Below are 26,274 nucleotides of genomic sequence, written 5' to 3' on the forward strand. Positions count from 1 at the left end.
TTAGCCGTCTGACACGCCAGCCTCGGCAAATGTCGCCATGCCCGAATGGCACGCGATGGCGGCTTTCAAGATGCTGATCGCAACCCCAGCGCCCGAACCTTCTCCAAGTCGCATACCCAATGACAGAAGAGGCTCTTTGCCAATGCGTTCCAAGGCGTTGGCATGTGCCAGCTCGGCCGAGACGTGGCCCGCAACTGCGTGATCCAGAGCACCCGGAACGCTTTCATGCAGACATGCCGCAGCGGCGGACGAGATGAAGCCGTCAAGAATAACCGGAACGCCGATCACACGCGCGCGCGCCATAGCGCCAGCCATCGCGGCTACTTCGCGGCCACCCAGACAGCGCAACGCCTCTAGCCCGTTGCCAGCAGCCGAAGCATTGGCGGCCAGACCCTCGCGGATCACGCGAGCTTTCAGCGCCAAACCGTCATCGTCTACCCCAGTGCCGCGACCGACCCAATCCTCGGCCTCGCCACCATAAAGCGCCAGGAACAGGGCAGCGGCGGATGTCGTGTTGCCGATCCCCATCTCGCCAGTGACCAGAAGGTCGGTGCCATCGTTCACTGCGTTCCAGCCGACCAGAAGGGCCGCGACGACCTCGTCCTCGCTCATCGCTGGGCCTTGGGTGAAATCGCCGGTCGGGCGGTCCAGCTCCAACGCATGGACGTCCATCTGCGCGCCCGCTGCTTTGGACAGCTGGTTGATCGCCGCCCCGCCATGCTGGAAGTTCAGAACCATCTGCTCGGTCACTTCCGCCGGGAAAGCCGACACGCCTTGCGCGGTCACACCGTGATTGCCCGCAAAGACCACAACCTGAGGCGCGTTCAGCTCGGGACGTCCATTGCCCTGCCAGCCTGCCACCCAGATCGCAAGCTCTTCCAACCGGCCCAAGGCTCCCGGAGGTTTGGTCAGCTGGCCGTTCCGCTCTTCTGCCGCTTGGATCGCCGCTGTATCCGGGCCGTTCGCCGCCTCAAGCAGCGCCTTGAACTCGGCCAGGGTCGAGAATGGCTGTTGCGACATGGCGAGACTCCTTGATTGATTCATTTCCTCACCCTCTTTACCGATGGGATTGAACTGCAACCAGACTGCAAAAGACCAAATATGACGAAACACGACAGATCGACGGCGATCCTGCATCCCGCGGATATCCCAGCGGCGATTGGGCTTTTGACCCGTCTACCGATACGAGTGGACACGACGCTGGCAACCCAGCGGGCCGCGCGGTCGGCGTGGGCGTGGCCTTTGGCAGGGATTGTCCCTGCCCTGATCGGTTGGGGTTTGGGTGTTGGTGCCGTAACTGTCGGTCTTCCGCCTCTCTTTGCGGCCTGTCTGGCGCTTCTGGGGCAAATCATGGTCACCGGCGCCCTGCACGAGGATGGTCTGGCCGATGTCGCCGACGGCTTCTGGGGCGGGTACGCGCGCGCGCGGCGGCTCGAGATCATGAAGGACAGCCGAATTGGCGCCTATGGGGTGATCGCGCTGGTGCTGTCGCTAGGATTGCGTGCGACGGCCCTTGCCGCTGTGCTGACCGCCTCCGGCGCACTGACGGCGCTGGTGGTCATTGGCGTCAGCAGCCGCCTTCCCATGGTGCTTTTGATGGCTGCCCTTCCCAACGCGCGCGGCGCGGGACTGGCCAGCCAAGTGGGACGCCCGCCCGCGCGCACGGCTTGGATCGCCTGTGGCGTGACCGCGCTGCTGGTGCTGATCCTGATGCCACATGCGCTGTTCCCGGTTTTGGCTTACATCGGCCTTGGATCGCTCGCCTTGGCTGCCGTGGCGAACAGCAAGATCGGCGGGCAAACCGGCGACGTGCTGGGCGCTTCGCAACAGGTCAGCGAGATCATCGGACTGGCCGTCATGGTCAGCCTGATCGCATAGAAAAAGCCGCCTACCTTGGGGCAGACGGCTTTTTGCAAGACTAGAGGCTGACTTACGCAGCAGCCGCGCGCGACATCAGAACGTCCGAGACCTTTTTCTGTGCGGCCAGTTCGTCACCACCACCCACGGCAGCAACTTCGCGGGTAAGACGCTCAAGTGCTGCTTCATACAGCTGACGCTCGGAATAGCTCTGCTCGCGCTGATCATCGGTGCGGTGCAGGTCGCGCACGACCTCGGCAATGGCAATCAGATCGCCCGAGTTGATCTTCTGTTCATATTCCTGCGCCCGGCGCGACCACATGGCGCGTTTTACACGGGCCTTGCCTTTCAGAGTGGTCATGGCTTTGGAAATCTCGTCCGGGCTGGACAGCCCGCGCATGCCAACTTCGGTGGCTTTGTTGGTGGGCACCCGCAGCGTCATCTTGTCTTTCTCAAACGAGATGACGAACAGCTCAAGCTCGATCCCGGCAATTTCCTGCTCTTCGATCGACACGATCTGTCCGACGCCGTGAGCGGGATAGACAACGTATTCGTTCGGGCGGAAATCCAGTTTCTTCTTGCTCATGTATGCGATCCTTCGCGTTGTTGTTACAGTCGGGTGTCATGGTTGGCGGGGTCAGACAAAAATGGGTGGCGGCGCCGTTAGCCCGCCAGCAAAATGTCACGACTCACCGAAATAAAACGCCCTGCCTCAGGTACAGGGCGTCATGATCGACCCAAGATTTGCGGTAAGTATACCATAAAAATCAGGTATAGAAAAGCGCTGCAATGCAGAAGCCTGACCGATCGGTCAAACTCTGCCCGCAGGTGCAGATGTTGCCCACCTTACGGCAGACAGACCTTACTGCTCAGCTGGTGCTTCCGAGAAATATTTCTCGAGCTTGCCCTCTTCGCCATCACGCTCTTCAGCTTCCGGCAGCGGATCTTTACGCTCGATGATGACCGGCCACAGTTCCGAGTACTTGCGGTTGAACTCGACCCATTTCTCCGTTCCCGGCTCGGTATCGGCGCGGATGGCATCTGCCGGGCATTCCGGTTCACACACACCACAGTCGATGCATTCGTCCGGATGGATGACCAGCATGTTTTCACCTTCATAGAAACAGTCTACGGGGCAAACTTCCACGCAATCGGTGTATTTGCAGGCGATGCAGTTGTCTTGGACGACATAGGTCATTGTGGCACCTTCAATTTGGTCTCGGCCTCACTTAGGACAGCGCGCGGGATCAATCAAGCATAGTCCTGCGGGTTTGATCCAAGATGCGACGATCTTTCTTAGTCGGACGGCCCTTCCCGACCGTTTTCAAGGCAGAGGCTTGGGATTGCGGAACATTGTCCGTCCGATCTGCCGGCGGATCAAGGTCTTCGTAGAGCGCTTGGGCCTCAGGCGCCGGGCCGCGACGGGTGGACAGCGCCTGAACTCGGATCACACGCACCTGTTTGGCCTGCGGAAAGGTCAGAACATCGCCCGAAGTGATTCCATGTGAGGCTTTTGCGATCTTGTCGCCATTGACCCGCACGTGACCGGCTGTGACCAGTTTGGTGGCCAGCCCGCGGGTCTTGAAAAAACGCGCGTGCCACAACCACTTGTCCACGCGCATTTTTGAAGCTGTTGGGGCGGGCGGTGTACCGCCCTTCCCCTGTGCATCCGCCATCGCGGCTTAGCCCTTGTCTTTCAGACCCATCAGGGCCGCAGCAAACGGGTTGTCCGGGTCGATGGCTTTTTCCTTCTTCGGTCCGGACTGATAGCTTTTCGGCTTCATGTCGCGCGGGCCTTTGTTCGGGCCCTTACCGCGTTTGGGCTTACCACCCGCGCGATCCCCACGCGGTTTGCCGCCGGGTTTGCCCTGCCCGCGTTCACCACGCGGTTTGCCACCCTGACGGGCGCGACCAAAGCCGCCCCATGTGAAGGTAAAGAAGGTCTCCATTTCGGGACCGGCGTCCTCGGCGGGTGCTTCAGCAGCGTCAGCCGCAGCTTCAGCAGGTGCTTCCTCAGCAGCAGGAGCCTCGGCGGGCGCTTCCGCGCCCTCGACCATAGCTTTCACCTTCTCGCGCTCGCCCTTCTCGGCCTTATAGCCCAGACCCTGCATCAGGTCGGCGAACTGCTCCAGCGTCATGCCGGTAATCGACAGCATGTCGGCCTTGGCTTCAAAGCCGCCACGGCTGTCTTCCACGCGCAGCTGATCAGCCAGACGTTCCAGCATGTCGATGCGGATCGCACGGGCCCCTGCAGGGCGATAGCCCGACAGCAGATAGGCCGAGTGGTCCACGCCTTCGACCACAGGGATCGTCACCAGACCGGGGGGCGGGCTTTCGGGGAATTCGGCCAGACCTTTCCACAGGCTGTCCAGCACCAGACGCAAACGAGTCGGCGCAGGCTTCAAGAGAAGCGGCATGAAGATGGTGAACTGACCAAAGCGCACACCGTGCTTGCGCAGCGCGCCGCGGGCGTCTTGGTCCAGATCCTTCACCTCGCCCGCAACCTGATCACGCGGAATGATGCCCAAGTTTTCGATCATGCGGAAACCAAAGCCACGGGCCATGCCGGTCAGGGTCTCGTCTTTCTCGATCGCTGCCAGCGGCTCGAACAGCGCCTGAACCTTGCGGTCGATGAAGTGCTGCAGACGGCGGGTCACCTTCTCGGCTACATCCACCCCGGCTTCGTCATCGACAAAGGCCTGCACGCGCGGCTTGGCCACGTCATCGCCCTTGACCAGCTTGCCCACGGCAAGCTCGCCCCACATCAGGCCACCTTGTTCGGTGAAGTCCATCTCGGTGTCGGGCGCGTTATAAAAACGGTCGGCGCGCAGGTGAAATTCCGGCGCCAAGGCCTTCAGGCTGGCCGCCCGCAGGGTTTTGGCTTCTTCCGGTGTCTGGGCGGCGTCCTGGCTGAACCGGAACCCCTCCAATCGGCCAACAAACTGGCCCTCTACCGTCACTTCACCTTTATCGTTCACGTCAGCCACAAGGCTCTCCTTCTGCTTCAACCGGCGCAGCAAAACGCTGGTGCGCCGATCAACAAATCTTTGGGTCAGACGCTCGTGTAACGCATCCGACAGGCGATCTTCTACAGCACGAGTCTCGCCACGCCAATGGGTAACATCGTCCAACCAGTCGCGGCGTTGCGCCACATAGGTCCATGTGCGGATATAGGCGAGCCGTTTGGACAGCGCGTCAATGTCACCGTCGGTACGGTCAATGCGCTTGACCTGCCGTGCAAACCAGTCGCGTTTGACCCGGCCATGTTGGTGGATGTCGTTGAAAAGCTGGGTGATCAGACCTGCGTGCTCGCCGTGACTAATGCCCCGGAAATCGGGAAGCTGGCAGAGCTCCCAGAGCAGAGAGACCGAGCGCCCGTCGCTGGCGCGCGCCGTCACTTCGGCGTCTTTGGCCAAGAGTTTCAGCGCCATAACGTCATCTGCATCGCGCCCACGGGTCAGCCAATCATTGCTGGTCGGCGCCTCAAGTGACCGGATCAGCGCGGGCACGGACCCGAAGGCCAGATCGCGGTTGCGCCAGAAAATCTTCTTGTCGGGCGCGAATTGGTGGGAACAGATCGCATCCGCGACCTCGTCCGACAAAAGCGGCGCCTCGCCGGTTACCCCGAATGATCCGTGGTTCATGTGCCGCCCTGCCCGGCCCGCGATCTGTGCCAGTTCGCTGGGCAGAAGCGGCCGCATCCGGTGGCCGTCGAACTTGGTCAGCGCCGAGAACGCCACGTGGTCGATATCCAGGTTCAGCCCCATACCAATGGCGTCGGTGGCCACCAGATAGTCCACGTCGCCATTCTGGTACATTTCGACCTGTGCATTGCGCGTCCGCGGGGACAGCGCCCCCATCACCACGGCCACGCCCCCTTTCTGACGGCGCATCAGTTCCGCAATCGCATAGAGGTTATCGACCGAGAACCCCACAATGGCCGATCGTCCCGGCATCCGGCTGAGCTTTTTCGAGCCCGCGTGGATCAGCTCCGAGAATCGCTCGCGGCGCAGGAACTGGACGTCGGGGATCAGCCCCGCAATCACAGGCCGCATGGTGTCGGACCCCATGAACAGGGTTTCCTGCGTGCCGCGCATATGCAGCAGGCGGTCGGTGAAGACATGCCCGCGCTCGGCATCCGTGCAGAGCTGGATTTCATCAATGGCGACGAAATCCGCGCCCAGACCCAGCGGCATGGCTTCGACCGTAGCGACCCAATATTGGGCGCGGTCAGGCACGATGCGTTCCTCGCCCGTGACAAGCGCCACCGCATTGGGGCCACGCAGGCTGACCAGCTTGTCATAGACCTCGCGCGCTAAAAGGCGCAGCGGCAGCCCAATCACACCGGTGCGATAGCCCAGCATGCGTTCAAGCGCATAATGCGTTTTGCCGGTGTTGGTTGGACCCAGAACGGCAGTGATCCGTTGGCCACTTCGCGCGCTGTCGGAAACCATGCTCTGCCCTTTCAAAGCGCCGCCCGGCGCGGGCGGTCAAATATCCTTTTCCCGTTTCTGTTCCAAACGGGCTACGGCGCCTTTTATGTCGTCACTGTGCGGATGTATAGCAAGGGCGTGGCGGTAAGCTTCAAGCGCACGGGCGTCATTTCCAAATTCTTCCAGGATCAAGCCCAGCCCGGTCAGTGCCCCGAAATGGCGTGGTTCCAGTGACAGGGTTTGCGCGATGTCATTCAGGGACAGGCCGAGCTCACCGGACATGTAGAAAGCCGTCGCGCGAGCGTTCCAGCCCTCGGCAAACTCGGGCGCATGGTCTGTCAGCGCGCTCAGATGGGCGATGGCGCCATCGAGGTCTCCTGCTTGAATCGCGCTTTGTCCACGCTGCAACAGCAGATCCATCGAGTCAGACCCCGAGCGCGACCACAGCTCCCAGATCTCGTTTTCCAGCGCTTGCCAATTGCTGTCATCGGCGGTTTGAAGCTGTGAAAACAGGGTATCCAGCTGTTCTTCGCGATCTTGCGCAACCGCTGCGCTCGGCGGGATGATCCCGACGAATAGCGTGAGAAGCAAGATCAGCGAAAACATGCGCATAGGGAATGGTAGCGTGCAAAACCCACTGAGAACAGGCACATTCGCGTGTGTATTGCGAGCATCATTGGTGGAAACTGCACGTTCCCTTGCGTCGACTGCACGAAAACAGGTTTACGTGCGCGGAAACTTTGATCTAGCATGCTCGGGACACCCATGCCCTTAGGGCTTTTTTTGGAGGACGAGAATTGAGCGACGTAATCAACACGGCAGTGGCCGCACTGAGCGATAAAGTCGGCGGCGGATTTGACGGCGGCACCGCCAAGTTTGTGATCAATGGCGAAGGTGGTATCATCATCGACGCTGACGGTGTACGCGCAGGCGACGATGACGCTGACGTGACCCTGACCGCAGATGCCGACGTGTTTCAGGACATGCTGTCGGGCGATCTGAACCCAACCACCGCCTTCATGACAGGTAAACTGGCTGTGGACGGCAACATGGGGCTTGCCATGCAGCTTGGCGCTGTTCTGGCCTAAACCTCTGAAATTCGGCAAGGATCTGCGGAATGAGCACCTCTGACGCCCCTTTGTTTGACGACATTGCACAAGGACCCGCCGAAGGGCGGGCCTTTTGGCGTGAGACATCTGATGGTGTGCGGATCCGGCTTGGATTTTGGCCTGCCGCCCCGACTGCTAGCCCGGTGGGTACAGTGCTGCTGTTCCCCGGCCGCACCGAATATATCGAGAAATATGGCCTGATTGCCGCCGAACTGGCGGAGCGCGGTTTCGCTACGCTGAGCGTCGATTGGCGCGGGCAAGGCCTGTCGGATCGCGCCGACCAGGATCGTCTTCTGGGCCATGTCGGGCATTTTTCAGAATACCAGTTGGATGTGGCCGCGATGATGGCGCTGGCCGAAGAGCTGGACCTGCCCCGCCCCTTCGTGCTTGTGGGACATTCCATGGGCGGCTGCATTGGATTGCGGTCGCTGCACGAGGGGCTGGACGTCAAAGGCGCCTGCTTCTCGGCCCCTATGTGGGGGATCACCATTGCCTCGGCCCTGCGTCCCATCGCCTGGGGCGTGTCTTGGGCACTGCATCAGACCCCGTGGAAACTGATGCTGACCCCCGGCACCGCGCGCAAGACCTATGTCGATATTCAGCCGTTTGAAGACAACATGCTGACCACCGATCCCGAGATGTACGCGCTGATGCAACTGCAAGCCAGCGCTCGTCCTGAACTGACCTTGGGTGGCCCGACCGCAGGTTGGCTCTATGCGGCCCTGCGCGAAACCACCGCGCTGATGAAACTGCCCGCGCCCAGCATGCAAACCGTGACCTTCCTTGGCACGCAAGAGCGCATTGTGGAGGCGGACCCGATCCACGACTTGATGGGACGGTGGCGTGGCGGTCGGCTAGACCTGATGCACGGCTGCGAGCACGAAGTGCTGATGGAGGCCGAGCCGATCCGGGCGCAAGTCTACGACGCGATCCACCTGCTCGCGCATACCAATGGGAACGCAAGCGCAGCCTAATTAGCGCATGCTTTCCATAGACTTATTAGACGCTACTCACCTAACCTCTCAATCAGAGCACGCGTAGATCCATCCAGCGCATCCACGGGTGCATCTCCGCTTAGAACTGGCGCCAAGGCGACGGCCAGTTCTTTGCCCAGCTCGACGCCCCACTGGTCGAACGAGTTGATGCCAAGCAGCACCCCTTCCACGAACACACGGTGTTCATAGAGCGCGACGATCGCCCCCAGAACCTCTGGCGTCAGCTTGGGATAGAGCAACGTAGTCGAAGGGCGGTTTCCGGGGAACACGCGGTGGGAGGCCTGACGCTCCAGCTCGTCCCCTTCAAAGCCTTTCGCCTGCATCAACGCTCGCGCCTCGGACAGGCTGCGGCCTGTCATCAAGGCCTGCGACTGCGCCAGACAGTTGGCGACCAGCAGCTGATGCTGGTGCGCCAAATCAGGCTCGTGCCCCTCTGCCCCAACCATGAACTCGCACGGGATGATGTCAGTCCCCTGATGGATCAGTTGATAGAACGCGTGCTGGCCATTGGTGCCCGGCTCGCCCCAGACCACGGGGCCTGACGGCAGGTCCAGCGCGGTCCCGTCCAGCGCCACGCGCTTGCCGTTGCTCTCCATCTCGAGCTGCTGCAAATACGCGGGCAGACGCGCCAGACGTTGCTCGTATGGCAGCACGGCGCGGGTTGCATGGCCGCAGACCTGACGATGCCAGAACCCGACCAAGGCCAGCATCAGCGGCATGTTCGCACGGCCTTCGGCAGCTTGGAAATGCTGGTCCATCGCACGCGCGCCGGACAGCATCTGATCGAACCTGTCGGCGCCAATGGCGATCATCAGAGACAGTCCAATCGGTCCCCACATGGAATAACGCCCGCCAACCCAGTCCTCGAACCCAAAGACACGCTCGTCTGCGATGCCCCACTCGGCCGTTTTTTCCAGATTTGAAGACAGCGCGGTAAAATGTAAACCAACCGCATCCGCAGGGACATCCCGCAGCAGCCAGTCTCGCGCCGTGGCGGCGTTGGTCATGGTCTCGATGGTGGTGAAGGTTTTCGAGGCCACCATGATCAGCGTTTCGGCAGGGTCCAGTCCGCGCAAGACATCTGCGATCTGCGCCCCGTCCACGTTCGAGACGAAATGCACCCGCGGCCCATCGTGATAGGGCGATAGCGCCTGCGCGGCCATCGCGGGACCAAGGTCCGAGCCACCAATGCCGATATTCACCACATCCCGGAACCGCCCGCCCCCCGGCGCGCGGATCTGGCCCGAACGCAGGCGCGTTGCGAAATCCCGCATCCGTGCAAGCGTGTCGCGGACACCGGGCATGACGTCTTCGCCATCCACGATGACTTCAGCCTCGGGTCCCGCGCGCAGGGCTGTATGCAGCACCGCGCGGTCCTCGGTTAAATTGATCTTGTCGCCCTGAAACATCTGATCGCGCCGGGCCGCCACTCCTGCCCTGTCTGCAAAGGACAAAAGCAGATCCACAGCCTGATCATCCAGCCCTGTCTTCGACCAATCGAAATACAATCCTGCAGCCTGAGAGCAATAACGCGCCGCCCGGTTTGGGTCGGCGTCGAACAGGTCTGACAAAGGCGTTTCTGTCAATGTGCCACGATGGGCAATCAGCGTATCAATACTCATATTCTTCCCCAGGGGCGTGGCATTCGCCCGCGTTTACTCTGCCCAATGAACGGTCATATCCGACATCACGGCCTTAACTGGCGCAAGGCGGGCGTGTTTCTCGGCCATCGCCTTATCCAAGGCGGCCCGTTTGGCGTCGCCAAGGATCAGCAAATGCTTTGACATCGCCCCGTTCAGAATGGGCGCTGTCAACGTCACCCGTGGCTCATCCGCACCGGGTGCACGCATGGGCAACAAGGGTGGCGCGTGGCGTGATAAGGCTTCGTCCAGATGATCCGCGCCCGGAAACAGGCTGGCGGTGTGCATGTCTTCGCCCATCCCCAATAGCACGACCGAAATCGGCGTGAGCGCCTCGATCCCACGCGACAGATCGGGCAAGGCCTCTTCCGGGCGAGGATTGTCGGCATAGAGCGGCACCAGATTGGCCTTGGCAGCGTGCCCTACCAGCAGGCGCGATCGCAGAAGTGCTGTGTTCGAGCGCGGGCTGCTTTCCGGCACCCAGCGTTCGTCCGTCAGCAACACGTCGACCCGCTCCCAATCCAGATCCACCGCGCTGAGTGCGTCAAATACCGGCCCGGGCGTCGTTCCGCCCGGCACGGCAAGCGATGCGCGCTCTTCATGGTCCAGCATTTGGGTCAGTTCGGACGCCAGCACATCGGCTAGGTCCAACATGATCATATCGCGATCCGCATACTCAATCAGGTTCATTCGCGAATCTCCCTCCAGCGACGGCCATCTTTGTGAAGCAGCATAAGCGCCTCCTCCGGCCCGGTCGAGAACGGGTCATAACTGATCGGCTTGTCTCGGCGGCCTTCCCAATCTTCGATGATCGGATCGGTCCAGGCCCAAGCGGCCTCGACCTCGTCCCCGCGCATGAACAGCGTCTGGTTGCCACGGATCACATCCATGATCAGACGTTCGTAAGCATCTGGAGAATCAGCGATTTCTTCCCCCAATGCCTCGGCAAAAGTCATATCCAAAGGCACATCGATCAAGCGCATGCCACCCGGCCCCGGTTCCTTGATTGTGACCTTCAGGTCCATGCCTTCGTTGGGCTGCAGACGGATCGACAACTCGTTCGCGGACTGCCCGGTATCGGCCTCGAAAATCGAGTGCGGCGGTTCTTTGAACCGCACCACAATTTCGGACATCCGCGCCTTCAGGCGTTTGCCTGTGCGCAGGTAAAACGGCGTCCCGTTCCAGCGCCAGTTCGAGATGTGCAGCTTCATCGCAATGAAGCTTTCCGTGTCACTGGCGTCGGCTTCCGCATCCGTCAGATAGGACGCAACCTCGTCATCTGCCGCGTATTGACCGCGCACCATGTCTTCCGGTGCGACAGGATCCAAAGCACGGATGATCTTCAACTTCTCATCCCGCACCGCGTCCGAATCGAACTTGGACGGCGGCTCCATCGCGGTCAGACACAGAAGCTGCATCAGGTGGTTCTGCACCATGTCGCGCATCGCGCCCGACTTGTCATAATACCCGCCCCGCCCTTCGACGCCGACGGTCTCGGCCACGGTGATCTGGATGTGGTCCACGTATTGCGCGTTCCAAAGCGGCTCGAACAGCATGTTGCCAAAGCGCAGTGCCATCAGGTTCTGCACCGTCTCTTTTCCAAGATAGTGGTCGATGCGGTAAATCTGGCTTTCGTCGAAGTGCTCGGCCAGCGTGGCATTGAGCGCGCGGGCGGTTTCGATGTCGTGGCCAAAGGGCTTCTCGACCACGATCCGGGCCTCGGGCCCCGCGATCCCCTTGGTATGCAGGCGTTTGGCAATCGGCCCAAACAAGCTCGGCCCGACCGAGAAATAGAAGGCCTGCACCCGGTCCAACTTGCTTTTGGCTTTCAGCTCTGCCCAGCCGTCATCGCCCGTGGCGTCCACTTGCACATAGAATAGCGACTCGCGGAACGCGGCCAGCGTGTCGGGATCACATTTGCGCTTGGACACGAAGCTACGCACGGCATCCTCCACGAAATCGCGGAAGCCCTCGTCGTCCAGATCACTGCGCGCAGCACCGATGATGCGCGCGCCCTCAGGCATCTGACCATCACGGAAGCGCCGGTACAGACCGGGCAGGATTTTGCGACGCGACAGATCACCCGTCCCACCAAAAATGACCAGATCAAAAGGATCGACCGGAATAACACGCGAGACCATCAGGAACTCCAGTTATGTTAGCGCTAACTATTTCACTCACGGCCTTCTAACCGCTTCGTTCGCATAAGTCTAGCATCCTTATGGCGCGTCACAAGCAAAGTCGGTCAGGATGGCGGATCAGCCCGCCATCACACATAGAAGCTCGAACATGATCGATGCGCCCAAGTAAGCAGTCGCTCCGCTGGGATCGAACGGCGGCGAGACTTCGACCAGATCAGCGCCGATAATGTTCAACCCCTGCAAGGCGCGCACGACCTGAAGCGCTTGATAGGAGTTCGGCCCACCGACCTCGGGCGTGCCGGTACCGGGTGCGAAGGCGGGATCAACGAAATCAATGTCATAGCTGACATAGGTGGCACCCTGCCCGACGATCTCGCGCGCCTCGGTCATCACGTCATCCACCCCGCGGGCGTGGAACTCTTCGATGGGAATCACGCGGATGCCCACACTGTCGGCAAAGTCGCGATCCTCACTGTCATAAGCGGTGCCGCGAATGCCGATCATGACTACACGTTTAGGGTCCAAAAGCCCCTCTTCGACCGCGCGGCGAAACGGCGTGCCGTGGGTGTACATCGTCCCGTCGAAATACGAGTGGAACAGGTCGGTGTGGCTGTCGAAATGCACCATCCCAACCGGCCCATCCTTGGCCAGTGCGCGCAGAATCGGAAGGGTGCACAGGTGGTCGCCCCCTCCGGTCAGCGGACGGATGCCAGCGGCGTGGACGCGGGTATAGAACGCCTCCATCCGTTTCAAACTATCCATTACGTCTGCAGGATTCGGGGCTACGTCGCCCAGATCCGCGCAGTTCATTACCTCGAACGGGCGCACGCCGGTCGCACCGTTCTGCGCCCGGATCATGGTGGACATGTCGCGCAGCTGACGCGGGCCGTGGCGCGGGCCGGGTCGGTTGGTGGTGCCGCCATCCCAGGGCGCACCAATCAGACCGACCTGCACATCCGAGAATCGCGGATGGTCAAAATCCACATAAGGCAGCCGCATGAAAGTCGGCACGCCCGCAAAACGCGGCAGGTCAAAGCCTGAAACGGGGGTGAAAAACGGATCTGACATGGCGACCTCTCTGTTGTGCAAGAGGACGCTAGCGAGTCACATCCACGCCGTCATGCGAAATCCGACAGATCAGGCGTCGAGTTCCGTATCCCAGTACAGAAAATCCATCCAACTGTCGTGCAAATGGCCCGGCGGAAACTTGCGCCCGACATTGCGCAGCTCTTCTGCCGTGGGCTGGCGCGCGGGCTTGCGCAAAGTCAGCCCCGAATGCCGCAAGGGTTTCGAGCCTTTTTTCAAGTTACACCGCTGACAGGCGGCCACCACGTTTTCCCAACTGGTCACACCGCCGGCAGCCCGCGGCACCACGTGGTCAAAGGTCAAATCCCCTTTCGCCCCACAGTACTGGCAGCAGAATTCGTCCCTCAAGAACAAATTAAAGCGCGTGAAGGCCACGCGCTTTTGAGGTTTCACATAGTCTTTCAGAACCACGACCGAGGGGATCTTCAGCTCAAGCGACGGGCTTCTAACCACCTCGTCATACTCGGCCAATATATTGACCCGATCCAGCACCGCCGCCTTCACGGCCTCCTGCCAGGGCCACAGAGACAGCGGATAATAGGACAAGGGCCTGAAATCCGCGTTAAGCACCAAGGCAGCGCGCTGTTTGACGCCCCCGCCTTCGCGTACAAAGTCAGTTCTGAAGTCTCCGTCCATGACGCATCCAATCCTCGCCCGTAATACATCCTCAATCGGTTGTCGGGGCGGGACACCCGCCCCATGCTTATAGGTTGACTATATATTGATAAGACAACCTGACAACCCCAACATATGGGGTCATCAACGGGATAACATCGGATTATCTCAGGGATGTGACAAGCGGTGCGCCAGACGTGATCAGTTGGCAGCCTCGGCCGGGGCCATCCCCAGCTTGTCCAGCATGAAGCTCAGCGCAACCGACAGACCGTCCATCGCGATCCCATGCCCGGTGCCCTTCATGATGAAGCCATAGGTTTCGAACCCAGCAGCCTGCAGCACTTCACCGCTTTCGCTGAAATGGCCCGGAGGCACCATGTCGTCTTGATCGCCATGCACCAGCAGAATGGGCAGCTTCGACACCACGTTTTCTGCGAACTGATCCGGCTCCAGCATCCGGCCCGAGAACGCGACCAGACCGGCAATCGGCTCATCCCGACGGGGCAGCACACGCAGGGACATCATGGTGCCTTGCGAGAAGCCGAACACGATCAGTTGCGAGGGTTCGATGCCTTCATCTTCCAGCACCTGATCAAGGAAGGCATTGATATCGCCTTCGGCCATCTCTACGCCGCGCATGCTGTCTTCTTCCGACGAACCGTCCAGCCACGGGATCGGGAACCACTGGTATCCCATCGGATTGCCCAGGCATTTCTCGGGCGCGTCAGGGGCGATGAAGGTCGTGTCGGGCATGTGCTGCGACAGGGGATCGGCCAGCCCCAGCAGGTCGGCGCCATCCGCGCCATAGCCGTGCAAAAACACCACCACCGATTTCGTGGTGCCCGAGGCCGCTTCGCGCCGTTTGCTTTCCAAGATGCGGGTCATTCGCCTATCCCTTCGCGTTCTGTTTCCATGCGGTAATAGGCCCAGAGCAACCGCGCCGCAACGCCCCTGTTGGGGGACCAGCCCCGCGCCATCGCGCGCATTGCCTTTTCTTTGGGCCGCTCGGGCAGGTCAAACAGCCGTTTCGCGGCTTCCTGCAGGGCCAGATCGCCGGCCGGGAACACATCCGCACGGGCCAATGCGAACAGCGCATAGATCTCGGCCGTCCAAATCCCGATCCCTGGAACGGCGGTCAGCGTGTTGATCACCTGATCGGACGGCAAGTGGTGTAGCGCCGGATAATCAATCGCGGCTTCGGCCAAGGCCTTCACATAGCGGATTTTCGGACGCGACAAGCCCACATTTGCCAAATCCTGATCGCCGGCAAGGGCGACATTGGCTGTGTCGTCAAACCCAGCCTCCTGCAGGCGCGCCCAAATCGCCGCTGCTGATGCGGTCGAGACCTGCTGTCCCACGATGGCAAACAGCAAAGCAGAAAATCCGTCCGGGCGCAGGCGCAGAGGGATCTCGTCCAGATGATCCCAAACGGGCCGGAACCGCGGCTCGATCCGGCACAGCGCGGCGGCCTCGCGTTGCAGGCAGTCCTGCCCGAGGATCAGTGTTTCAGGGCCGTCAGCCATGCCAGCGCCTCTTCCGGGGTTTCCACACGATCGCAATCAGGCAAGGCGGGGCGGTTAAGCATCACGACGGGCAAGCCCAACTGCCGTGCCGCCAATAGCTTGGCACTGGTCGGCCCGCCCGCATTTTTGCTGACCACATGTGTGATGCCGTGACTGCGCAGCGTGTCCAACTCTTCTTCCAGCGAGAATGGCGGACGCCCGACAATCCAGTCCCCATCATAGGGAAAAGGATCGTCCGTCGCATCCACGCGGCGGCAAAACAGCGTCCGTCCCTCGGCCAGTTCGGCCCAGTCCGCGACCGAGGCCGCCCCGGTCGCCAGAAGCACCCGCGCGTCAGTCGGGATGTGCTCTGACGCCGCCTCGGGATGGTCGATCAGATGCCAGTCGTCGCCGGTTTCCGCGCGCCATTCTGGCCTCAACAGCCGAAGATAAGGCACTGATAATACTTTGCATATTTGGAAGCTGCGTTCAGAAATCTGCGCCGCGAACGGGTGCGTAGCGTCAACGACGGCATTAAATCCATTTGTGATCACAAAGTCCCGTTGTGCAGCCGCACCACCAAAGCCACCGACGCGTGTCGGAACGGGATAGGTCGCTGGTACACGCGTCACCCCGGCCAAGGAGGCCAGCACATCCTGCCCGTGATCCGCCAAGAGCTTTGCCAAGGCGCGAGCCTCGCCCGTTCCGGCCAGCAGCAGGATCTTCACAGGGCTTGCGCGATGATCTCGCCCTTTCGGTCAATTACGACGATGTCCACGGAAATCGGCGCACCACGCAGGATCTCGATGGCTTGCGATTGCGCTTTTTCGGCGACCAGCGAAGACATCTTTTCCCCATGTTTTTCATAAGCTTGTAGGGCGGTATTCATGTCTGCAATTTCGGGATCCTCCAGCCACTCGGACAACATATCAAAGTCCACCTGACTGCGGCCCGAATGCAAATCCCGCGCACCTTGCGCCAGCTTGGTCAGCTTGCCAATGCCGCCGCCTATGGTCACCCTGTCAATCGGGTTCCGCGCCAAATATTTCAGCATCCCGCCCGCGAAATCTCCCATGTCGATCATCGCCCCGTCAGACAGGCCCATCAGCCCCTGCACCACCTTTTCCGAGGTCGCCCCCGTGCAGCCCGCCACATGGGTCAGCCCCTCAGCGCGCGCCACATCAATGCCCCGATGGATAGAGGCGATCCACGCCGCGCAGGAAAACGGGCGCACAATGCCGGTGGTGCCCAGAATGGACAGCCCGCCCTTGATGCCAAGCCGCGGGTTCCACGTCTTCTCGGCAAGCGCCGCCCCATCCTCGACCGAGATGGTGACGATCACATCCGCGGCTTGGTCATAGCCTACAGCAGCCTCGTGCACGACGCCTTTGATCATCTGGCGTGGCACCGGGTTGATTGCAGGTTGCCCAACAGGAATCGGCAGACCGGGTTTTGTCACGGTTCCGACCCCTTCTCCGGCAACAAAGAACACACCCTGTCCCGGTTTCGCAGGCGCGACACGCGCCCGGATCACCGCACCGTGGGTCACGTCCGGGTCGTCGCCTGCATCCTTCACGATCGCCGCTTCCGCCCAGTTATCGCCGGTGATCAGGTCGTAGATCAGGAAATCCGGGGTTTCCCCACGCGGCAAGGTGATCGTCACGCGCGCAGGCGCCCCCTTCCCCCACAGCGCATCCAACGCGGCCTTCACCGCGGCCGTGGCACAGGCGCCCGTGGTCCAGCCACGGCGCAGTTTCTGAGGGTCAATCTTTTCCATCCTAACGACTATACGCACGCAAATCCGCGCCGCCAATCCGTTCTGTGAGGTCGCAGTTACGCTTTTCGAGCGCGCCCAACGGGTGCATAAGGGGCGCATGACTGACTCGCACACCTATACCGCCCCTGTTTTGCCCGGCCATAACTGGCCCACGCTGGAACCCGGCTGGGTCTGGCTGTGCGGTGCAGGCCCCGGGGATCCCGGCCTTTTGACGATTCACGCCGTGAATGCACTGATGCAGGCGGATGTGATCGTGCATGACGCGCTTGTCTCGCCTGAAATCCTCAACTGGGCACGTCCCGAGGCCGAGGTGATCTATGCTGGCAAGCGCGGCGGCAAGCCGTCGGCCAAGCAGCGCGACATCTCGTTGAAACTGGTGGATCTGGCGCGGGACGGAAAACGCGTGCTGCGCCTGAAGGGTGGCGACCCATTTGTGTTTGGGCGTGGCGGCGAGGAAGGCCAGACGCTTGTGCAGCATGGCGTACCGATCCGCATCATCCCTGGCATCTCGGCTGGGATCGGCGGGCTGGCTTATGCAGGCATCCCGGTCACGCACCGCGATGTGAACCAATCCGTGACCTTCGTCACCGGTCATGACCAGTCGGGCAATGCCACCGGTTCCTTGGATTGGCCCGCCATCGCGCGTGGCTCGCAAGTCATCGTGATTTACATGGGCATGAAGCATCTGGACCGCATCCGGTCCGAGCTGATTTCTGCCGGTCGCGGGGAAGATGAACCTGTCGCCATTACCTCGAACGCGACGACGCCTGACCAGCGCGTGTTGGAAACCACCCTTGGCACCTGTGTCGAGGACGCTGCACGCGAAGGTATCGGCGCACCCGCCATCATCTGCGTGGGCCTTGCGGTTCTGATGCGGCAGGCCTTGGACTGGCAGGCGCTGGCGGCCGGTCTGGAACCGCGCAATACCGATCCGCTGGGGCGTGGCCGCCCGGCCGAGGATCGCTGATGTCCGCACCGACCGGATTGATTCTGTCCGCGCCCTCGTCCGGCAGCGGCAAAACGACCCTGACCTTGGGCCTTCTGCGCGCTCTGTCGCGGCGTGGCGTCGATGTCAGCGGCGCGAAATCCGGCCCAGACTATATCGACCCTCGCTTTCACGCCGCCGCCTGTGGGCGCGAGTGCCCCAATCTGGACGCATGGGCGATGGGTCCGGCGCGGCTGCACGATCTGGCACGTTCTGGCGCCGAGCTTTTGCTAATCGAAGGCGCGATGGGCTTGTTTGACGGCGCGCCACCGGAAGGGCGCGGCGCAACCGCAGATCTGGCCCGCACATTCGGGCTTCCTGTTGTTCTGGTGGTCGATTGCGCCCGTCTGGCCCATTCGGTCGCGCCGCTGGTGAACGGCTTTGCCCAACACGATCCCGACGTGCGCGTCGCGGGCGTCATCCTGAACCATGTGGGCAGCCCACGGCACGAAGCCATGCTGCGCGCCAGCTTGCAAGACAGCCTGATCCCGGTGCTGGGGGCCGTGTACCGTCAGTCAGGTCTGGAGCACCCCTCGCGCCATTTGGGGTTGGTTCAGGCCGAGGAGCATCCCGATCTGCAGGCCTATCTGGACCGTGTCGCAGATGTGGTCGAGGCCGCGATTGACCTTGATGCGCTAGTTGCTCTGGCTGGATACGCGGCAGACGCGCCGGGCGCAGCCACCCGTCTGACGCCTCCCGGCCAACGGATCGCGGTCGCCTCGGACAAGGCCTTTGCCTTTGCCTATCCGCATATTCTGTCCGACTGGCGCGCCGCCGGGGCCGAGGTTCTGCCCTTCTCGCCGCTGGCGGATCAGGCCCCCGCCCCGGACGCCGATTTCATCTTTCTGCCCGGCGGATACCCTGAGCTTCACGCAGGAAAACTGGCTGCGGCAGAGACCTTCAAACAGGGGATGCAAACCGCCACTTGCCCGATCTATGGCGAGTGCGGCGGCTATATGACCCTTGGCCGCGCGATCACGGATAAGTCCGGTGAACGCCACGAGATGCTGGGGCTTCTGGGGCTGGAGACCAGCTTTGCACAGCGCAAGCTGCATCTTGGATATCGGGCATTGCACGCCGCAGAAGGTCCATTCGCCGGGCAATGGAACGCGCACGAGTTCCACTATGCCACCACGCTTCTGGCTGAAGGTGCGCCGCTGTTCGACGCCACAGATGCCGAGGAGCGTGCTCTGGCCCCAATGGGACTGATCGAGGGCCACGTCTCGGGCAGCTTCGCGCATCTAATAGACCGGGCCTAACTGCGACATCCGCCCACACAAAAGGGTACAATTTCGCTCTGGTCAAAGCCCGCATGCATGGATACGCATATGCGCATGACCGATGCGACCCTGACACCTGCCGACGACGCCCGCGCCAAGCGGAATGTGACCATCCTTGTGCTGGCGCAGGCCATTTTGGGCGCGCAGATGCCGATGATCTTCACCATGGCGGGTCTGGCCGGTCAGTCGCTGGCATCGAACCCCTGTTGGGCGACCTTGCCGATTTCCTTGATGGTGGGCGGATCCATGATCTTCGCCAACCCTGTCGCGTGGGTCATGCAGACCTTCGGCCGGCGGGTTGGGTTCTGGCTGGGCACACTGGGCGGCACGGTCGGGGCCGCGATCAGCGCCTATGGCCTGATGCAGTCTGACTTCACGATTTTCCTGATCGGCTCGTTCTTTATGGGGCTCTACCAGTCCGCACAGGGCTTCTATCGCTTTGCAGCGACCGACACGTCCTCGGCCGCGTTCCGGCCTAAAGCTATCTCCTATGTAATGGCGGGCGGTCTGGCCTCGGCCATTATCGGACCGCAGCTGTTCAACCTGACCAATGACGCAATGGTGGTGCCTTTCCTTGGCGCATACCTGACCATCATCGCGATTAACCTGCTGGGATCGCTTCTGTTTCTGGGGCTGGACATTCCCAAACCCGAGAAACCGCACGAAGACGCCCCCAAGGGTCGTACCCGGATGGAGCTTCTGCGCGATCCAGTGATTGCCGTCGCGATCATCTGCGGCATGGTCTCTTACGCGTTGATGAACCTTGTCATGACCTCGACCCCGCTGGCGGTTGTAGGCTGCGGATTTGAAACCGATATGGCGGGCAATGTCGTGACGGCCCACGTACTTGCGATGTTCGTGCCCAGCTTCTTCACGGGCCACCTGATTGCGCGCTTCGGCACACGTTTGGTCATCGCCGCTGGTCTGGCCATTCTGGGTCTTGCGGGCCTCGTCGCCCTGCAAGGGGTCGAGCTTGAGAACTTCTTCATCGCCCTGATCCTGCTGGGCGTGGGTTGGAACTTTGGCTTCATTGGTGCCACGTCGATGTTGGCGGGGGCCCACGCGCCCGAGGAACGCGGCCGCGTTCAAGGCATGAATGACATGATCGTGTTTGGCTGTGTGACGGTGGCCTCGCTGGCCTCGGGTGGGTTGATGAACTGCTCGGGTGGCAGCGCCGTCGAGGGGTGGAGTGCCGTGAACATCGCCATGGTGCCCTTCCTTGCGCTGGCCGGCGCTTCGCTCATCTGGCTGATGATGCGTCCAGCCGAGGACGCCTGATCCCTCCAGTCCCTTTTTCGGCTGTCGCTTCCGCGGGGAATCGGTAAACAGCGGAAAATTCTGAATAAGGGACATGGAAATGAGTCGCGACATCACTCAGACCGACTATAAATTCGGGCCCGGACAGGCACTTGTGGGGGCACAAATGCTGTTCGTCGCCTTCGGGGCGCTTGTGCTGGTGCCCCTGTTGACCGGGCTGGATCCCAGCGTGGCGCTGTTCACCGCTGGCGTCGGCACGTTGATCTTCCAGATCGTCACACGGGGCAAAGTGCCGGTGTTTCTGGCGTCCAGCTTCGCCTTCATCGCGCCGATCATCTATGGCGTACAGACTTGGGGCATTCCGTCCACCTTGGGCGGCCTTGCCGCCGCGGGCCTGTTCTATGTGGTGATCAGCTTTGCTATCCGCATTTGGGGCTCGGACTGGCTGCATCGCTATCTGCCGCCCGTCGTGGTTGGACCGGTGATTATGGTAATCGGTCTGGCGCTGGCACCGGTGGCCATCAACATGGCAACGGGCCTTGCAGGTGACACGCAGATCATGCCGAAATCCTACGCACTGATCTTGGCTGCCGTGTCGCTGGGCACCACCATGCTGATCGCAATCCGCGGTCGCGGCATGGTGAAGGTGGTTCCGATTATCTTCGGTGTCATCGCGGGCTACCTTGCCGCGCTGGTCCTTGGCGCCATCACCGGTGAAAGCCTTGTGAGCTTCCAAAGCTTCCAAGACGCGGCGTGGTTCGCCGTTCCCGGCTTCGTGGCGCCCGAGTTCAACATGGCCGCGATCCTGTTCATTCTGCCCGTCGCCATTGCACCTGCAATTGAGCACTTCGGAGACGTCATGGCCATCAGCTCGGTCACCAAGAAAGACTATCTGAAAGAGCCGGGCATCCAGAACACCATGCTGGGTGACGGTCTGGCGACAGTGTTCGCTGGTCTGGTCGGCGGCCCGCCTAACACCACCTATTCCGAGGTGACCGGCGCCGTCACTCTGACCCGTGCCTTCAACCCGGCCGTGATGACGTGGGCCGCGATCTTCGCGATTGGGTTGGCCTTCGTGGGCAAGGTCTCGGGTGCGCTGGGGACCATTCCGATGCCCGTCATGGGTGGCATCATGATCCTGATGTTCGGCATGGTCACTGTAGTAGGCCTGACCGTACTGGCGCGGATTGGTGCGGATGCACTGACCAATAGCCGCAACATGGTGATCGTCTCGACTGTGCTGGTGATCGGCATTGGCGGTCTGTCGATCCCATTCGGCGGCGGTTTCACTTTGGCTGGTATTGGTCTTGCCGGTGTTGCGGGCGTGATCCTGAACCTGATCCTGCCTAAGGAGGCAGAACACATCGAAGCGTAAACCGCTTTCTGAAATACAGCGCGCCCGGAAACGGGCGCGTTTTTCTTTGGACACAAGATATGCGCTGACGCTATTGCGCCTAGTCGGTCAGGTCTTGCTCTTTCTCCATACGCTCGGACATCGCACTGGCGCAATGCTTGCTGCAGCTTCGGTGACAATCATCGTGATAGCAGGGCGGTGCATTCCTCTCTAAACCGCTGTTTTCCATAGAGGATTGGCTTTTCTCGATGACATCTGCCACCGCAGCCTGTGGAATGCGTTTTTGAAACAGGATCCCTGCAAAATACTCGTTCTTCCATCTGATCTTTCCACGGCGACGATGACCACAGAAATAGAGATCCACACAATCATCCTGCATATGGATCGGGGCGGCTTCGATCTTCATGCCGTTCCGATTGATGTCGACGATCCGTGTCTTCGTGCATCCCTTCTCGATGCTGACCAACACAGGTGTATTGCAGACCTCTCGCTTGGCGCGACCGCGAAACCCAAGCCGGGCCAAGATTGCTGCCACGACAGCGAGAAAGCCCAGCGAACCGCCGCCCAACACAATCGGATTTCTGGCGGAGCCGACGCCGCCCTCTTCCTCCTGCCCGGCAGCGGGAATATGCCGGATCGCAAGCGGTTTGGTGTCAGGTCCACCCCCGGTCGAGACGATGTAATCGCATCCGAATATGACCGTGATCAGCTCGAGATCGGTGCGGAGTGACAATAGGTTCGCAAGGAACAATGCCTCTGCTTCGGGACGTGCAACGACCTGATCCAACGCGGTCGACACCTTACCCAGCGCATCCGATTTGCTGGTCACCCCTGCCGGTAAGTTATAGGCACGAACCCGTTTCAGCCGTTGTGAAAGCGACGTGACCACGCCCCGTGTGGCCCCAGGATCTGCCAGCTGACCTTCTGCCTGCACCTGCGCATTCGCTTTTTGCAGCACCGAGACGTCATTGCAGATCCGCGTGTCCTTCGCCTGCGCTTCGGTGCCCCAAAGACAGCAAAAGAAAGAAACGAGTAAAGCATTTCTGCGTAACATAATGCATGCAGCATCTCAGATGAGCATTACCAAACTGATAACGCCGCATGGATTTGAGTGCTTACCCGACGCGCCCCGAGCGACCACCACGGCGTTTGGGCGTATCGGCTTTCACCAAGGCATCGCGCAACACATGCGTCATAGGATGCTCTGGCGCCGCTTCCCCATAGTGATCCAGCAAGGCTTCGATGCGTTTTTCTTGCGTCATCTCGTGATCGTCAAACAACGCCCAATCCAGAAAGATCGAGCGGCATTCGCCGGGCGTGATCCCTTCGATCACATAGCTGTCACGGATCAGGCCCCGCGGATCGATTGCTGTCATAAGATCAGTCATACTTCCCTCCGGCGTGCATTACCCTGGTGGGTTTGCCAGCACCTCGTCAATGGCAAGGGCCGCGGCCCGCGCCTTCTCCTCTAGATCCTTGATCAGGGCAGCCTCACTTTCCGCCCCGGTCTCGCGTAGTAGCAGATCCTGACCGCCCTGCCCCAAAGCTTCAAGGTCCAAAGGACCATCGGACAACAGTTTGGACGCAGCCTGCAGGCGCCACATTAGGTCGTGAGATTGGGCCATATCGCGCCCTTGCGCGTCAGAAAACCACCCAATGGCGACACCTTGCGCGATCTGGCGGTCCGGTTCGCGGGGCGTGTCGGCGGACAGAAGGGCTGCGGCCTGTGCCACAAGCTCAACATCCTGAAGATGCCCCTCGCCCAGTTTAGCATCCAATGCGCCGCCCGATTGCTTTGCGTCGGCGATGCGATTGCGCATCTCGAGCACGTCATGGATCACCTTTGCTGGGTCGCGCTCAAAGGCCAAAACCTCGGCCCGCGCGGCGTCATAGTCATTGGTCAACCCCTCAGGCCCTGTCACCACCCGCGCGCGGGTCAAGGCGAGGTGCTCCCATGTCCACGCCTCGTCCCGCTGATAGGCTTTGAAGCTTTCGATCGAGGTCGCAACCGCCCCCTGCCGCCCTGAAGGGCGCAAGCGCATGTCGACCTCATAGAGCCGCCCTTCTGCCATTGGGGCAGACAGCGCGGTCAGGAAGGCCTGTGTCAGCCGGGCATAGTAGGGCCGGGTTGCCAAGGGACGGCGCCCATCGGACATATCCTCGCCTTCGGGGTCATAGATGATGATCAGATCCAGATCCGAGGTCGCGGACAGCGACCGCGCCCCCAAAGATCCCATACCGATGATCGCGGCACCAGCCCCCGGCGGCGTGCCGTGCTTCAGGGTGAAATTGTCGACCACCACGGGCCAGAGCCCGCGGATCACCGCGTCGGCCAAGTCGGTATATTGCGCCCCAGCCTCGCGCGCATGGATCAGGCCGCGCAGAAAATGCACGCCAATGCGGAAGTGCCACTCCTTCATCCAGCGCCGCGCACCGTCCAGCTTGGCCTCATAATCGGGCGCCTTCGCCAGCCGCGCGGTCAGCTCGGCCTCAAGGGCATCCCCTCCCGGCCACGGTTCGAAGAAACCGCCACCAATCACCGCGTCCAACACCTGCGCATTGTGGCCCAGATAGGCCGCCAACGCGGGGGCCGTCGCGGCAATGTCGACAATCAGATCAACCAGCGTCGGGTTCGCTTCGAACAACGAAAAGAGCTGCACCCCAGCAGGGAGCCGTTTCAGGAACCCGTCAAACTGGATCAAAGCGTCATGCGGTCGGGGTGCGTCCGCCAAGCGCGCCAGCAGATCGGGTTTCAGACGGTTGAAAATCTCGACCGCGCGGGCCGAACGCAGGCAGGGATAGGTTTCCCAACGCGCGACGATCTCGGCCTCGGATTCGGACAGCTCGCGGGTGTCGGCGGTAGAGCCGTCTGGTGCAAAAAAGCCTTCGGTCACGTCATGCACCTCGGCCAACGCATCATGGATGCGGGTCTTCAGTGCCTCTGTATCGCCTTCCCCCATCATGCGGGCCAGGCGGTCGAACTCGTCCTCGGTTTTGGGCAGGTTGTGGGTCTGCGCGTCGCGGAACATCTGCACGCGGTGCTCGACCTCGCGGTGAAAGCGATAGTGGCGGGTCAGAATTTCGGCCACATCCGTGGGGATCCAGCCCTTCGCGGCCAAGGCCGCCAAACCGGGCACAGTGCCCCGCATCCGCAGCCCTTCATCGCGCCCACCTGCGATGATCTGGCGGGTCTGGGTGAAGAACTCGATCTCGCGAATGCCGCCGCGCCCCAGCTTCATATCATGGCCGGGCAGCGTGATATCGCCATGCAGACCTTTGTGCTCGCGAATGCGCAGGCGCATGTCATGCGCGTCTTGAATGGCCGCGAAATCCAAGTGCTTGCGCCAAATAAACGGGCGCAGGCGGGTCAGATACGCCTCGCCCGCTGCGATATCGCCGCCACACGGGCGCGCCTTGATGTGGGCGGCACGTTCCCATGTGCGGCCAAGGCTTTCGTAATAGCGTTCCGCCGCCTCCATCGAGACACAGACCGGCGTGACAGACGGGTCCGGGCGCAGGCGCAGATCGGTACGGAAGACATAGCCGTCTTCCGTCAACTCGGACAGCATGGTGCTCATCTTGCGGGTGGCGCGGACATGGCTGGCGCGGGCCTCGTGGAAATCGGCGCCCTCGAACCGGCTGTCGTCAAACAGCATGATCAGGTCCACGTCCGAGCTGTAGTTCAGCTCGTGTGCACCCATCTTCCCCATCGCCAGCGCGACCATGCCGCCTGCGGTCTCGACGTCATCTTCGGTCATGCCGGGCAGCTTGCCGCGCCGGATTTCGTGGCCCACCTGGAAGGTCATAGCCGTGTGGGTGGCGAAATCCGCCAGATCGGTCAGCGCACCGGTGACCTGTTCTAGCTGATAGACCCCGGCCAGATCAGCCAGCCCGGTCAGAAGCGCGATGCGTTGCTTGGCAATCCGCAGCGATTTGCGCAAGGCGCTGTCGCTGTCGCGGTTCATGTCCTGCATCGCGGCCGTGATCGCGTCTTCCGGCGCGATGCTCAGCGCCTCACGCAGCCAGTCGGCCTGCTTTTCCATCAGCCCTTTCAGATAGGGCGAACAGCCTGCCGTCCCCGAAAGCACCTCACGCAGCTCTGGCGTCAGATCCGCGAACAGCGCGTCAATGTCGGCGGCAGGCTCGGCCTCGTAAGCGATGGAAGTGCGGGTGATGCGGGCGGCGAAGGTATTCTGGCTCATACGCGCAAATTGCGCCGGGCGGCGGGGCGGGTCAACAAGGG

25 protein-coding genes are annotated in these 26,274 nt (G+C 61.3%); 7 read left to right on the forward strand and 18 right to left on the reverse strand.

Annotation, left to right across the window (positions count from 1 at the left end; all coding sequences use genetic code 11):
- Entirely contained in the window at positions 1 to 1,020 is a 1,020-nt protein-coding gene (gene cobT / locus EOL43_RS11540; protein WP_133488679.1) for a nicotinate-nucleotide--dimethylbenzimidazole phosphoribosyltransferase, read from the reverse strand.
- Between the two features lie 81 nt (positions 1,021 to 1,101).
- Between cobT and cobS the strand changes: the two genes are divergently transcribed.
- Positions 1,102 to 1,878 carry an adenosylcobinamide-GDP ribazoletransferase gene (gene cobS / locus EOL43_RS11545; RefSeq protein WP_133488681.1) on the forward strand — a complete coding sequence of 259 codons (777 nt, stop codon included), beginning with the start codon at positions 1,102 to 1,104 and terminating at the stop codon, positions 1,876 to 1,878.
- 52 nt (positions 1,879 to 1,930) lie between these two features.
- Here the strand turns inward: cobS and EOL43_RS11550 are convergent, their stop codons facing one another.
- The 5 genes from EOL43_RS11550 to EOL43_RS11570 form a co-directional block, all read right to left on the reverse strand.
- Positions 1,931 to 2,443, reverse strand: a complete 513-nt coding sequence (locus tag EOL43_RS11550; RefSeq protein ID WP_133488683.1) for a CarD family transcriptional regulator — start codon at positions 2,441 to 2,443, stop codon at positions 1,931 to 1,933.
- Positions 2,444 to 2,719: 276 nt separating this feature from the next.
- A complete protein-coding gene (fdxA, locus tag EOL43_RS11555; RefSeq protein ID WP_133488685.1) occupies positions 2,720 to 3,055 on the reverse strand; it encodes a ferredoxin FdxA in 336 nt (111 codons plus the stop codon).
- Positions 3,056 to 3,104: 49 nt separating this feature from the next.
- The gene (locus tag EOL43_RS11560) at positions 3,105 to 3,533 is read right to left on the reverse strand and encodes an RNA-binding S4 domain-containing protein (protein WP_133488688.1); all 429 of its coding nucleotides are present in this window, start codon (positions 3,531 to 3,533) and stop codon (positions 3,105 to 3,107) included.
- Between the two features lie 6 nt (positions 3,534 to 3,539).
- Entirely contained in the window at positions 3,540 to 6,311 is a 2,772-nt protein-coding gene (locus tag EOL43_RS11565; RefSeq protein WP_133488690.1) for a helicase-related protein, read from the reverse strand.
- 36 nt (positions 6,312 to 6,347) lie between these two features.
- Positions 6,348 to 6,896 (reverse strand): tetratricopeptide repeat protein, encoded by a 549-nt coding sequence (locus tag EOL43_RS11570; RefSeq protein ID WP_133488693.1) that lies wholly within the window; start codon positions 6,894 to 6,896, stop codon positions 6,348 to 6,350.
- A gap of 191 nt (positions 6,897 to 7,087) precedes the next feature.
- Here EOL43_RS11570 and EOL43_RS11575 point away from each other — a divergent pair, with 191 nt between their 5' ends.
- Together EOL43_RS11575 and EOL43_RS11580 are read left to right on the forward strand one after the other, a co-directional pair.
- Positions 7,088 to 7,378: an SCP2 sterol-binding domain-containing protein gene (locus EOL43_RS11575; RefSeq protein WP_133488695.1), complete on the forward strand. Its 291-nt coding sequence runs from the start codon at positions 7,088 to 7,090 to the stop codon at positions 7,376 to 7,378.
- A 29-nt stretch (positions 7,379 to 7,407) separates the two neighbouring features.
- Positions 7,408 to 8,373, forward strand: a complete 966-nt coding sequence (locus EOL43_RS11580; RefSeq protein WP_133488697.1) for an alpha/beta fold hydrolase — start codon at positions 7,408 to 7,410, stop codon at positions 8,371 to 8,373.
- A gap of 32 nt (positions 8,374 to 8,405) precedes the next feature.
- Here the strand turns inward: EOL43_RS11580 and pgi are convergent, their stop codons facing one another.
- From pgi to EOL43_RS11625, 9 genes are all read right to left on the reverse strand, one after another.
- Positions 8,406 to 10,016 (reverse strand): glucose-6-phosphate isomerase, encoded by a 1,611-nt coding sequence (gene pgi / locus EOL43_RS11585; RefSeq protein WP_133488699.1) that lies wholly within the window; start codon positions 10,014 to 10,016, stop codon positions 8,406 to 8,408.
- A gap of 33 nt (positions 10,017 to 10,049) precedes the next feature.
- Positions 10,050 to 10,724, reverse strand: a complete 675-nt coding sequence (gene pgl, locus EOL43_RS11590; protein ID WP_133488701.1) for a 6-phosphogluconolactonase — start codon at positions 10,722 to 10,724, stop codon at positions 10,050 to 10,052.
- On the reverse strand, positions 10,721 to 12,175 hold the full coding sequence (zwf, locus tag EOL43_RS11595; RefSeq protein WP_133488703.1) for a glucose-6-phosphate dehydrogenase: 1,455 nt from the start codon (positions 12,173 to 12,175) through the stop codon (positions 10,721 to 10,723). Before zwf ends, pgl begins: the two co-directional genes overlap by 4 nt.
- Positions 12,176 to 12,292: 117 nt before the next feature.
- Positions 12,293 to 13,243, reverse strand: a complete 951-nt coding sequence (gene speB, locus EOL43_RS11600) for an agmatinase (protein WP_133488704.1) — start codon at positions 13,241 to 13,243, stop codon at positions 12,293 to 12,295.
- Positions 13,244 to 13,312: 69 nt separating this feature from the next.
- Positions 13,313 to 13,897: an HNH endonuclease gene (locus EOL43_RS11605; protein ID WP_133488706.1), complete on the reverse strand. Its 585-nt coding sequence runs from the start codon at positions 13,895 to 13,897 to the stop codon at positions 13,313 to 13,315.
- 180 nt (positions 13,898 to 14,077) lie between these two features.
- Positions 14,078 to 14,761 (reverse strand): alpha/beta hydrolase, encoded by a 684-nt coding sequence (locus EOL43_RS11610; RefSeq protein ID WP_133488708.1) that lies wholly within the window; start codon positions 14,759 to 14,761, stop codon positions 14,078 to 14,080.
- Complete coding sequence (locus tag EOL43_RS11615; RefSeq protein WP_133488710.1) at positions 14,758 to 15,399, reverse strand: DNA-3-methyladenine glycosylase family protein; 642 nt, start codon at positions 15,397 to 15,399, stop codon at positions 14,758 to 14,760. Before EOL43_RS11615 ends, EOL43_RS11610 begins: the two co-directional genes overlap by 4 nt.
- Positions 15,375 to 16,106, reverse strand: a complete 732-nt coding sequence (locus EOL43_RS11620; protein WP_133488712.1) for a cobalt-precorrin-6A reductase — start codon at positions 16,104 to 16,106, stop codon at positions 15,375 to 15,377. The genes EOL43_RS11615 and EOL43_RS11620 overlap by 25 nt, the downstream gene beginning before the upstream one ends.
- On the reverse strand, positions 16,103 to 17,155 hold the full coding sequence (locus EOL43_RS11625) for a cobalt-precorrin-5B (C(1))-methyltransferase (protein ID WP_133488714.1): 1,053 nt from the start codon (positions 17,153 to 17,155) through the stop codon (positions 16,103 to 16,105). The genes EOL43_RS11620 and EOL43_RS11625 overlap by 4 nt, the downstream gene beginning before the upstream one ends.
- 97 nt (positions 17,156 to 17,252) lie before the next feature.
- Here EOL43_RS11625 and cobA point away from each other — a divergent pair, with 97 nt between their 5' ends.
- The 4 genes from cobA (at position 17,253) to EOL43_RS11645 (ending at position 22,052) form a co-directional block, all read left to right on the forward strand.
- Positions 17,253 to 18,122 carry a uroporphyrinogen-III C-methyltransferase gene (gene cobA / locus EOL43_RS11630; RefSeq protein WP_133488716.1) on the forward strand — a complete coding sequence of 290 codons (870 nt, stop codon included), beginning with the start codon at positions 17,253 to 17,255 and terminating at the stop codon, positions 18,120 to 18,122.
- Positions 18,122 to 19,399: a cobyrinic acid a,c-diamide synthase CobB gene (locus tag EOL43_RS11635; RefSeq protein ID WP_133488718.1), complete on the forward strand. Its 1,278-nt coding sequence runs from the start codon at positions 18,122 to 18,124 to the stop codon at positions 19,397 to 19,399. Before cobA ends, EOL43_RS11635 begins: the two co-directional genes overlap by 1 nt.
- Positions 19,400 to 19,474: 75 nt before the next feature.
- On the forward strand, positions 19,475 to 20,698 hold the full coding sequence (locus EOL43_RS11640; protein WP_133488877.1) for an MFS transporter: 1,224 nt from the start codon (positions 19,475 to 19,477) through the stop codon (positions 20,696 to 20,698).
- Positions 20,699 to 20,777: 79 nt separating this feature from the next.
- A complete protein-coding gene (locus EOL43_RS11645) occupies positions 20,778 to 22,052 on the forward strand; it encodes a uracil-xanthine permease family protein (protein ID WP_240686539.1) in 1,275 nt (424 codons plus the stop codon).
- Positions 22,053 to 22,131: 79 nt separating this feature from the next.
- Here the strand turns inward: EOL43_RS11645 and EOL43_RS11650 are convergent, their stop codons facing one another.
- The 3 genes from EOL43_RS11650 to EOL43_RS11660 all read right to left on the reverse strand — a co-directional run bounded on the left by EOL43_RS11650 (position 22,132) and on the right by EOL43_RS11660 (position 26,233).
- The gene (locus EOL43_RS11650; protein WP_133488721.1) at positions 22,132 to 22,989 is read right to left on the reverse strand and encodes a hypothetical protein; all 858 of its coding nucleotides are present in this window, start codon (positions 22,987 to 22,989) and stop codon (positions 22,132 to 22,134) included.
- A 157-nt stretch (positions 22,990 to 23,146) separates the two neighbouring features.
- The gene (locus tag EOL43_RS11655; protein WP_133488723.1) at positions 23,147 to 23,419 is read right to left on the reverse strand and encodes a hypothetical protein; all 273 of its coding nucleotides are present in this window, start codon (positions 23,417 to 23,419) and stop codon (positions 23,147 to 23,149) included.
- An 18-nt stretch (positions 23,420 to 23,437) separates the two neighbouring features.
- Complete coding sequence (locus EOL43_RS11660; protein WP_133488725.1) at positions 23,438 to 26,233, reverse strand: [protein-PII] uridylyltransferase family protein; 2,796 nt, start codon at positions 26,231 to 26,233, stop codon at positions 23,438 to 23,440.
- Positions 26,234 to 26,274 lie beyond the last annotated feature (41 nt).

The organism is Aliiroseovarius marinus (assembly GCF_004360145.1).
Classification (GTDB): Bacteria; Pseudomonadota; Alphaproteobacteria; order Rhodobacterales; family Rhodobacteraceae; genus Aliiroseovarius; species Aliiroseovarius marinus.